Source organism: Pseudoalteromonas sp. BSi20439 (assembly GCF_000241165.1).
Lineage (GTDB): Bacteria > Pseudomonadota > Gammaproteobacteria > Enterobacterales > Alteromonadaceae > Pseudoalteromonas.
Genome location: NZ_BADW01000009.1, coordinates 1 through 9,860 on the forward strand (window position 1 = coordinate 1; position 9,860 = coordinate 9,860).

Below are 9,860 nucleotides of genomic sequence, written 5' to 3' on the forward strand. Positions count from 1 at the left end.
AGTAGTATTCACAAAGGCAATAATGAAAACCATTGGCAAATTAGCACAATCATTAAATTTAAATGTAGAAACCATTCGTTTTTATGAACGAGAAGGACTGATTACACAACCTGAAAAACCAATATCTGGTTATAGACAATATGACGAATCAATAGCAGGACAACTTAGGTTTATCACAAAAGCCAAAGCGCTCGGCTTTACGTTAAGAGAAATAAAATCGCTAATGTCTATGGACAGCAACTGCGCTCAAGTTGAGCTATTAAACCGACAAAAGTTAGCAATCATTCGAGACAAAATTAATGACCTTCAACGTTTAGAGAAAGTAATTGTGGGTATGACAAATACCTGTATGCAAAACGAAGATCCAACACATTGCCCCATAATTGACTCATTAAAATGATTGACTCCGTACTTGTATACGGAGTTTAGAATGATGGTAATATCAACCAATAGACTTTCAAATGATAAATAAAATATTAGACAGAGTAGGCTCTAGTGGCGTTTGGCTAGCGGCACGGCCTGCCTCCCTGCATTAAGGTCACTTGCATCGGCATTAGGACTAGGCTTCTTCTCTCACTTCGAAGGAATAGCTGTAAATACGCTTTTACCTATTTTTGCATCTTTGGAACTATTGGTAAACTTATACAACTGGCACAAAAATAAAAACCATACCAGAGCTGTCTTCAGCATTCTAGGGCCTGTAGCAGTGCTATTAACGCTTTATCCTCTTTGGCTATATGATTGGAGCACATACCTATTTTACTTTGGTATTTGCTTAATGGTCGTTATGTCGGTTTTGGATATCGTAAAACCAGTAAGGGAGCAAACATGCAACGTATGGCTAATTGCCGTCGTTGAAACGATTAACGGTCAATGTCTGCTTTTCGCTCATAGCAGTCTGCCTGATGAAGTCTAAACTTATTCACTTAAACTGTAAGAACTGATATGAGCTAGTACAGCTGATAGTAGTACAGCTGATAGTACAGCTGATAGTAGTACAGCTGATATTGTACAGCTGATATGCTATTTACGACAAAGTCGCTCGGTAATTAGAGCGACATAATCCCTTGGTAATCACACTAGTACATCATCATGTTTTTAAATTAAAGCTGTTGTTTACTTAACAAACATCCAAATACCGGCAGCGATCATAAACAGGTTTTCTGTTAGGGAGATAAACCCTAGTGGTACGTTACTGTCACCGCCTACACACGCACATTTTAACTCTCGTTTATCTATATAGACTGCTTTTATCACTGAAACAGCACCAACCCCACCTATGAACAATGAAATAGGGGCAATAATATAGGCTGGTAATCCGGCTATCATTCCAATGCCAACAAATGCTTCTAAAAATGGGTAAACATAGGCGTACCTGACTACTTTCATAGCGACTAAGTCATAGGTTATAAATGAATTAGTAAAGCTAAATAAGTCTTGAAGCTTTTGTATTGCTAACACTGCCATTGTTAGGGCTACAAACAGTTCAGCGGTTTGCATTGATAATAAGCTATTATTCGCTGCAAAACTAAATGCCACACTAAGCAAAAAACTAACCGAAAAAATCGCAATCACGGGCGTGTAAGTTGTACCTTCTTGCCCAGCTTTTGGCTTATCAAAGTAATCGCGTAAGTCGACATAGCCACCTATACGTTTATTATCAATAAATGTTTGAGGTGTAGTTTCTACACTGTGTTGTTTTTTAAATTCATCTGTTTGCTCTCGAGAAGTTAATAGCTGATCATCAACTGTATATCCCTCTCGCTCTAGTAGGTCTTTTGATTTTAAACCAAACGGACAAATATGCTCATCTGTGGCCATTCTAAAAAGTTGGGCTGATTTACTCATGTTTAGCTCCCTTTTATGTATTGGTATAAAATTTTACTTAGCATTAAAATCCGGTACGGTCCTAGATTGTGCTTGCTCCTGAGTTTCTGCTAGGCCATTTTTCTCTATATCCTTTAGTAACCACTGCATTTCTTTAATCTCACGACGCTGTGCCTCAATAATATTTGTTGCAAGCTCTTGGACTCGCTTATCTTTGATTTTTGCCCTTTCACTGGTGAGTATTGCAATTGAATGATGTGGGATCATCGCCGACATCCATGAGCTATCATCAACAGTCGCTTGTGATCGAACTAAAAATAAACTTCCCGCAAATACGGTAACACTAGCAATGAGTACTGTTATATTTTTCTTTTTATTTTTATACATATTGAGCATGAAAAGTAGCATTATCACTGCCATCGTGGCTCCCATATAAAGCGCCATATAAGTACGAGTTTCACTAAAAAAAACATGACTTAGCTGATAAGTATTCAAATACATCAGTACAAACATGACTAATGTTGATGTGGCTATCATTAAGAAAAACTTTAAATACTGCGACATTAGATGGCTCCTTTCTATCATTTACTTTGTATATCATTTATACCAATGGGTAATTCTTACAGGTTATTAGGCGTAAACCCACTATATATTTAATCATTGAATCAATGTTTAATATTACATCAAGAGTTGTGCCATAAGTGTTAAAACTGCTCAGCGTATTTGCTAATATGCTTATAAGTATTCTGCTGTAAATCGTGCGTAAGCATTTCAATATTATATTTATTAAAGCGATCGCCCATTTCCATACCTGGCGTACCAGCAGGCATAGAGGGAACAGAGAGCCCTATCGTCTTTTCAGGATGTTGTTCAGCTAAAAACTGTTTTATATGTTTGGCGGGAACATGACCTTCAAATACAAATCCATCGGCTGAAACGGCTGTATGGCATGACCGCATATTTGGTTTTATTTGATACTGAGATTTAATCGTCCCCATGTCATTGACGTTAATTGCTTTTGTTTGAATATTGTTTTCGCTCAAATGAGCAATCCACTTATTACAACATCCACAATTTTTACTTTTATAAACGGTAAGCTCAATTTTAGGTTTTTCTGAATTCTCATAAGTTATTAATGCTTTATGTTGTTTTTCGATACTTATCGCCGAAAATGACATAGTTAATGATAAAAATAACGCTGAGGTAATGTAGATTACTCGCATTGTTAACTCCTTAATTTGACCAATGAATATGAGTGATTTTCCAACCTGTATCGGTGTTTTTTAATGTGATTGATTCCATTCCCATAGACTTAATATCTTTTCCTTTGTACTTTCCTTGAGTTTTACTTCTTGAAATTGAGTAAGCTATGTCTCCATTTGTGTAAACTTGATGCTCTAGTAGTTCACTATTAACAGCACTTAAGAATTTCATATCCGCTATCATATGATGTTTCGCGTATTCATCTGCAGAACGCTCAACACTTCCGCCTTCAAAAATGATGACATCGTCGGCCAGTAATTTACGTGCAGCTTCGCGATTGCCTTGTTTTAGAGATGCATGAAATAGGCTGACTGTTTTTGCAGCCTCGCTATCAACATTGACAAAGGCCTTGCCTTTTTTTGAATATTTTTCATCGTCATGTGCACTAACAGTAAAAGAACTAACAGTGCTAAAAATTAGTAGCAATAAAATTTTTAAATTAAAGGATTTAATTAACATACATTTTCCTTTTTTATTAATCGTTAAATAGGCGGACCAACAAGTGTTGTAAATACACTTGTTGTAATAAGTACAAATAGGGCAATTAATATTTCAACAGTGATCGAGCGTTTTAATATACTTATATGGTGTTGTTGAGTGATTTGCGGGACTAAAAAAAGCTTATGCCATGCACCTAGTAACAGCATCGCGCTGACGAGTAACAGCTTTAATAAAATTAGTTGCCCATAATTTGATGTAAACAACGCAGAAAATGACTCTAGGTACTGCAGGAGCAGAGTTAAGCCCGAAATAAGTAGTACAAATACAATAACAATAGCGAGTTGACCAAAGTAATGCATTAACCGCTTTACTTCACTGGTAGGTAGTAAAGTGCAGCTTTTGTAAAGCGGCCACAATGACCCTAACCAGCTCGCAATGGCAATAAGGTGAAAGGTTAAAATACTTTTCACTAACCCATTTTCATTTGCACTGTGCCCAGTAAAAGTGAAGCTATAAGCGATAAACCCAAGCATGATTAGTATAACGGCACCGTTTTTATAACCTGCTACGTTATCATCTGATTCCACACTCCACATACATGCGCTAATTAGAGCAATAATGAGCGCTGGTATTCTAAACGTTGCTTGGTCACCTATGACTGATTGCCAAACAATTTCAAGCATAAAGGGGTCAAACATTCCCATAAAGCCTGATTCAGCCATTGCTCCAGCTTCTATTGGTACTTGTAAAAGTGCAGCAATACTACCTGTAACTACACACGTAATTTGCCAACGTTTTAAGAACTGATAAAAGCTAATTACCTGATGCCCTGCAACATTGCTGTTGCCACACATAAAGCGCATTAATAAAGTGCCCGCAAGCCCTGCAATTGCTATATAGCTTGCTAGTTTTAATAATAATAAGAGTACTGACCATTCACTTAATTGCATTATGTTGCTACTTAATGATTATGTTTGCTGTGGGTATTAGATTGTTCTTGCATCATCTTATGCGATTCACTTTTGTGTACCATAAATCTAAACGTGTCGGTCATTTTATGTCCATCACCACCCAGTGCTGTCCATTTAACCGTGTAAGTGCCTTGGGCTAGGCTCGGTAATGACCAATTAAAGTCTGTACTTGGGGTGGCGCTGGGTTTGAAATCAAAGTTTATTGATTTATTTTTTTCATCTTTGATGATGACTTTTGCTAGCCTTACTTCACCACCAAAAGTTAACGAAAGTTGCTCTGGGCTTTTCATTAACATGGCTTCTTGCGCAGGTGTTGATTGCTTGAGTGATATATGCGCTGATGCGGAAAATGTAAGCACTAAACCTAAAATGGCTACTGCAGAATTAAAAAACTTCATAATTACCTCTTATTTAAAATGATTAAAACCAAAATTTAATACCCGCAACAAATGCGGTGTTGTTGTTACTTTGTCCACTTGATGTGGCATAGTCGGCGGTATTGCCAAATTTATTGCTCCATTCAACGCCAATATAGGGCGCAAACTGGCGTGTAAATTCATAACGAACCCTAAAGCCAATCGCGCTGCTTGATAGGCCACTTCCAAGTTCGTTTTGTTTATCGTTTTTGCCATAAAGTGTAATTTCGGCTCGCGGTTGTATAATTAGCTTTTGCGTGAGTAATAGTTCGTACTCTGCCTCTAACGTAAATGCGGTATTGCCTCGCTCACCTACGTATGCTGTCATATCAAGTTCAAACCAATAAGGGGCTAAACCTTGTAAGCCAAAAGCTAACCATTGCCGATTTTCACCTTCTTTATTGTAATCAAGACGAACACCTGCTTGAGTATCCCAATATGCTGATACGGCGTGACCCCATAAAATATCGGTTTGGTTTTCTTCAATACTTCCTTCGCTGAAATCACCCTCGGTTTTAATTACCAATCGATCAAAGGTAGTGCCGTACCATGCTTGTAAGTCAAATACACCTGCGTTTGCTTGCTCGTTATATTCAAGACGATCGCCTAGTAATGCGTAAAATGGATGCTCATCAGCGAGTGTTAATCGCTCATTGCCCTCAAGCGCATATGGGCCTTCTGTTAAAGTTGTTCCCGCAGAGTAAGCATGGGGGTCTCTTGCATCTTTAGGTGCACTTCCTCCTTGTGGTTGCATCTTAGCGCTATTCATTTGTGCCATTTCACTTTGCGCTAATAAAGGGAAACTAATTAATGAAGCCCCTGTTAACATTAATAAACCTAATGATTTAGATAGTTTTAATTGTTTCATGATACGACTACCTCTCTAAACATACCGGCATCCATATGGAATAATAAATGGCAATGCCAAGCCCAGCGACCTACATCGTGAGGGGTGGTTAAAAAGCTGATTCTTTGTGCGGGTTGAACAGGTATCGTATGACGTCGCACTTGCACATCACCTTGCTCGTTTTCTAAATCACTCCACATACCATGCAAATGCATAGGGTGCGTCATCATGGTATCGTTTTGTAAAATAACTCTTAAACGTTGGTTATGCTTCATATGCACTGGCGTGCTTTTACCAAATTCTAAGCCATCAAATGACCAGCTATAACGTTCCATATTTCCGGTTAAATGCAGCTCAATTTCAGCTTCTGGCTCTTGCTGGTTAGTGATCCCTTCAAGTGAGTGTAAATCTGCAAGTGTTAAAACACGACGACCATTTTTACGTAAACCAATACCAGGATCATCAAGATTTGTTCTCGGCATATCAACGCGCATATCAACTGAAGCTCCATACTCCGTTTTTGCATGACGCACTTTAGAGCTGGCAACCGCTAATGGGTTTTCAGACATACCATGTTTGCTATGATCCATCGCCATTGGACCGTGATCCATAGCGCTATGATCCATTTCTTTAGAGTTCATACCTGACATGCCAGCCATACCTGCCATTGCAGAATGCTCACCGCCGTGGGTCATATTGCCCATCATATCGGTCATCGTTAACCATTCAACAGGGTCAAGTGCAGGTACTGGCGCATCAATATTAGGCGAGCTTGATAAAGTTCCTTTTGCGTAACCAGAGCGATCCATACTTTGAGCAAAAATCGTATAGGCATCATTTTTAGGCTCAACAATTACGTCGTAGGTCTCACCAGGGCCGAATCTAAATTCATCTACTGTCACAGGTTCAACATTTTGTCCATCAGCTTGTACAACTGTTAACTTCAGCTCAGGTATTCTTACATCAAAAAACGTATTGCTAGAACCGTTAATAAATCTAAGCCTAACCTTTTCGCCAGCTTTAAACATTCCTCGCCAATTTGACATTGGCGTACTACCATTCATTAAAAAAGTCATTGCAGATGCTGATAAGTCAGCAAGATCTGTAGGGTTCATTCTCATTTTATTCCACATTTCCCGGCGTTGTAGCGCATTTGAAACGCTGCTATTTGAAATGTCATCAAAAAACTCTGGAACAGTAGGTTGATTAAAGTTAAATACATCGCTCTGTACTTTTAACTTGCGGAACAAATCCATTGGGTCATCATCAGTCCAATCAGATAATTGAATAACATGCTCGTTATCTGCACTAATAATATCTTTTTCTCGCGGTTCAATAATTAATGCACCGTACATGCCAGTCATTTCTTGAAAGCCACTATGTGAGTGATACCAATATGTACCGCTTTGTTGTAATTTAAATTTATAAACAAAGGTTTCGCCAGGCATAATCCCTTTAAAACTGATACCAGGTACGCCATCCATTTGATACGGTAAAATAATGCCATGCCAATGAATTGAACTCGGTACTGATAACTTATTTGTTACTCTAATAGTAACGTCATCGCCTTCTTTGAGGCGCAAGGTAGGGGCGGGTATAGAGCCATTGATAGTTGTCGCCATACGTACTACGCCAGTAAAGTTAACCGGCGATTCATCTATAACCAGATCAATTACTTTGCCGCTAAGTTCGGGCACAGTGCCTGTTATTGTTCCTGCTACTAAAGATGATGCAGCATGTAATACACTCGGAAAAGCAGCAAGTACACCTCCTGCAATTAAGCCTTGAACAAATCGTCTTCGTGGTGTGCTAACCTGTTGTGATGACTTTTTAAACCCCATTTCCTTACTCCTTCATACCAGAATATGTATTAAGTATAGAAAATAGACCTGTCTTCAACATGACGCGAACATTACAAAGTTGTAATCTTGGTGTCATGTTGCTGTAGTGACAGATACTGCATAATATTTGCAGAGGTAGTTGTTAGGACTTTAATGAAGGAATTGTATGCGCTTATTAGTTGTTGAAGATGAAGCAAAAACGGGAGATTATTTAAAACAGGGACTAAGTGAAGCTGGTTTTCAGGTTTCTTTGGCGCGCAATGGTCTTGACGGTCATCACCTAGCAATGACCGACTTATTTGATGTAATAATACTTGATGTCATGTTACCTGACGTATCCGGTTGGAAAATTTTACAGTCGCTACGTGAAGCAGATAACAAAACCCCAGTACTATTTTTATCTGCTCGCGATAGCATAGACGATAGAGTAAAGGGGCTCGAACTTGGTGCTGATGACTATTTAATAAAGCCTTTTGCTTTTGCTGAAGTTTTAGCAAGAGTACGCACTCTTATTCGCCGTGGTGCAGTACAAACAGTTGACGATATACTGATCGTTGCTGATTTAGAAATGGATATTCCAAAGCGAAAAATACAACGTGCAGGCAAGCGTATTTTATTGAGTAATAAAGAGTTTAGCTTACTTGAACTATTGTTACGGCGCGAAGGTGAAGTACTGCCACGTTCGTTAATTGCTTCTCAAGTATGGGATATGAATTTTGATAGCGACACCAATGTGATTGATGTTGCCATTCGTAGGCTAAGAGCAAAAGTTGATGATGACTTTACTATTAAATTAATTCATACGGTTCGTGGTATGGGCTATAAATTAGAGGTTGAAACTGATGGCTATTAAGTCACGGCCTTTATCACTTACGATGCGTGTTGTGTTGTTTGTGGCTGTAACCGTTATTGCGTGCTTAACTTTAGTTGCCACCTTAATAAATAGTTCGATAAAACATCATTTTTTCAAGCAAGATAGTAGTGAACTGCATGTTATTAATCAATCTATTGAATTAGTTTTAAGACAACAGTATAAATCAAACCTGAAACTTAAAAATGAATTATCTAACGCTGTAGCGGGTCATCACGGTGTTTACTATCAGGTAAATACCGCAAAAGGAGAGCTCATTTTTCAAAGTTCTGAACGAGATTTTAGTGATTTTGTAATGAGTGCTAAGGCTTCAGCTGGCTTTAACCGTAACAACATTACCTCATGGCAAAATGATACCCACACCTACCGAGCTCTGGTGAGTAATTTAAGTACTGGGCAACAGCAATACGAAATTACTACAGCGATAGACATGAGCTTTCATTTACACTTTCTCAATCAATTTCAACAAAGCCTTTGGGCTATTATGTTTGGCTCTGCGGTACTCATTTTATTGGTGGCTTGGTTTGCTATACATCAAGGATTAAACCCTTTACGAGGTTTGAGTCAGAAAATGCATGACATCCAAACTAATAAGATGGATGTAAGGCTTGATGAAAATAAAGTGCCTATTGAGCTTGTTAATATGGTGCAGTCGTTTAACTCGATGCTCGACAGGCTCCAAGGTGAATTTATTCGTTTATCAAATTTCTCTAGTGATATTGCGCATGAGTTACGTACTCCACTAACAAATATAATCACTCAAACACAGGTTGGTTTATCTAAAAAAAGACAGTTGTTAGAGTATCAAGAATTATTGTTTTCTAATCTAGAAGAGCTGGAACGACTAACTAAGATGGTTAGTGATATGCTTTGGCTTGCAAAAACTCAGAATGGACTGGTTAAACCCGTTCAAAATACTCTAAAAAGCCATGATGAAATTGAAGCATTATTTGAGTACTTTGATGCTTTGGCTGAAGACTCATTGATTACATTTAAGAAAAAAGGTCAAAACCTTTGTTTTTATTGTGACAAATTACACTTTCGCCAATTATTATCAAACCTCCTATCCAATGCAATAAGGTATGCCCCAAAAGGCTCATCAATCACAGTAAATAGTGAAATATTTACCGCTGAAAAAATATGTATTTCAGTGATTAATACTGGGGAGAGAATACCTTCTGAGCATTTACCTTATTTATTTGACCGCTTTTATCGACCCGATAAATCGCGCCAACGACACAGCGATGGAGCTGGTTTAGGGCTTGCAATAGTTAAAGCTCTAGCGCAAGCAAACGGTGGAAATATAGAGGTCAGTTCAAATAATCAAACTACCAGCTTTAAAGTTTTTCTAAATTTAGCTAAAAGCTAATTATTAAATTTAAT

Annotated in this window: 12 protein-coding genes; 4 read left to right on the forward strand and 8 right to left on the reverse strand. The window is 38.2% G+C overall.

The genetic code is table 11. The features are described 5' to 3' along the window. Window positions 1-22 precede the first annotated feature (22 nt). Together P20439_RS00570 and P20439_RS00575 are read left to right on the forward strand one after the other, a co-directional pair. Window positions 23-400 (forward strand): MerR family transcriptional regulator, encoded by a 378-nt coding sequence (locus P20439_RS00570; RefSeq protein ID WP_004588890.1) that lies wholly within the window; start codon window positions 23-25, stop codon window positions 398-400. Between the two features lie 102 nt (window positions 401-502). Continuing rightward, window positions 503-916 carry a MerC family mercury resistance protein gene (locus P20439_RS00575; RefSeq protein WP_226898058.1) on the forward strand — a complete coding sequence of 138 codons (414 nt, stop codon included), beginning with the start codon at window positions 503-505 and terminating at the stop codon, window positions 914-916. Between the two features lie 200 nt (window positions 917-1,116). On the opposite strand, the gene P20439_RS00580 is transcribed toward P20439_RS00575, so the two are convergent. The 8 genes from P20439_RS00580 to P20439_RS00615 all read right to left on the reverse strand — a co-directional run bounded on the left by P20439_RS00580 (window position 1,117) and on the right by P20439_RS00615 (window position 7,606). Then, window positions 1,117-1,848 (reverse strand): MauE/DoxX family redox-associated membrane protein, encoded by a 732-nt coding sequence (locus tag P20439_RS00580; protein ID WP_008463945.1) that lies wholly within the window; start codon window positions 1,846-1,848, stop codon window positions 1,117-1,119. A gap of 33 nt (window positions 1,849-1,881) precedes the next feature. Continuing rightward, window positions 1,882-2,391 carry a DUF305 domain-containing protein gene (locus tag P20439_RS00585; RefSeq protein ID WP_008109932.1) on the reverse strand — a complete coding sequence of 170 codons (510 nt, stop codon included), beginning with the start codon at window positions 2,389-2,391 and terminating at the stop codon, window positions 1,882-1,884. Window positions 2,392-2,531: 140 nt separating this feature from the next. Continuing rightward, window positions 2,532-3,050 (reverse strand): DUF411 domain-containing protein, encoded by a 519-nt coding sequence (locus tag P20439_RS00590; RefSeq protein ID WP_008109930.1) that lies wholly within the window; start codon window positions 3,048-3,050, stop codon window positions 2,532-2,534. Between the two features lie 10 nt (window positions 3,051-3,060). Next, on the reverse strand, window positions 3,061-3,549 hold the full coding sequence (locus P20439_RS00595; protein ID WP_008109928.1) for a nuclear transport factor 2 family protein: 489 nt from the start codon (window positions 3,547-3,549) through the stop codon (window positions 3,061-3,063). Window positions 3,550-3,572: 23 nt separating this feature from the next. Further along, window positions 3,573-4,481 carry a copper resistance D family protein gene (locus P20439_RS00600; protein ID WP_008109926.1) on the reverse strand — a complete coding sequence of 303 codons (909 nt, stop codon included), beginning with the start codon at window positions 4,479-4,481 and terminating at the stop codon, window positions 3,573-3,575. Between the two features lie 11 nt (window positions 4,482-4,492). Continuing rightward, window positions 4,493-4,900: a copper resistance CopC family protein gene (locus P20439_RS00605; protein WP_008109924.1), complete on the reverse strand. Its 408-nt coding sequence runs from the start codon at window positions 4,898-4,900 to the stop codon at window positions 4,493-4,495. A 22-nt stretch (window positions 4,901-4,922) separates the two neighbouring features. Next, window positions 4,923-5,786: a copper resistance protein B gene (locus tag P20439_RS00610; protein ID WP_008109922.1), complete on the reverse strand. Its 864-nt coding sequence runs from the start codon at window positions 5,784-5,786 to the stop codon at window positions 4,923-4,925. Beyond that, window positions 5,783-7,606 (reverse strand): copper resistance system multicopper oxidase, encoded by a 1,824-nt coding sequence (locus tag P20439_RS00615; RefSeq protein ID WP_008109920.1) that lies wholly within the window; start codon window positions 7,604-7,606, stop codon window positions 5,783-5,785. Before P20439_RS00615 ends, P20439_RS00610 begins: the two co-directional genes overlap by 4 nt. A 166-nt stretch (window positions 7,607-7,772) precedes the next feature. Between P20439_RS00615 and P20439_RS00620 the strand changes: the two genes are divergently transcribed. Together P20439_RS00620 and P20439_RS00625 are read left to right on the forward strand one after the other, a co-directional pair. Then, window positions 7,773-8,459: a heavy metal response regulator transcription factor gene (locus P20439_RS00620; protein ID WP_008109918.1), complete on the forward strand. Its 687-nt coding sequence runs from the start codon at window positions 7,773-7,775 to the stop codon at window positions 8,457-8,459. Further along, complete coding sequence (locus P20439_RS00625; protein ID WP_008109917.1) at window positions 8,449-9,846, forward strand: heavy metal sensor histidine kinase; 1,398 nt, start codon at window positions 8,449-8,451, stop codon at window positions 9,844-9,846. The genes P20439_RS00620 and P20439_RS00625 overlap by 11 nt, the downstream gene beginning before the upstream one ends. Window positions 9,847-9,860: the final 14 nt, after the last annotated feature.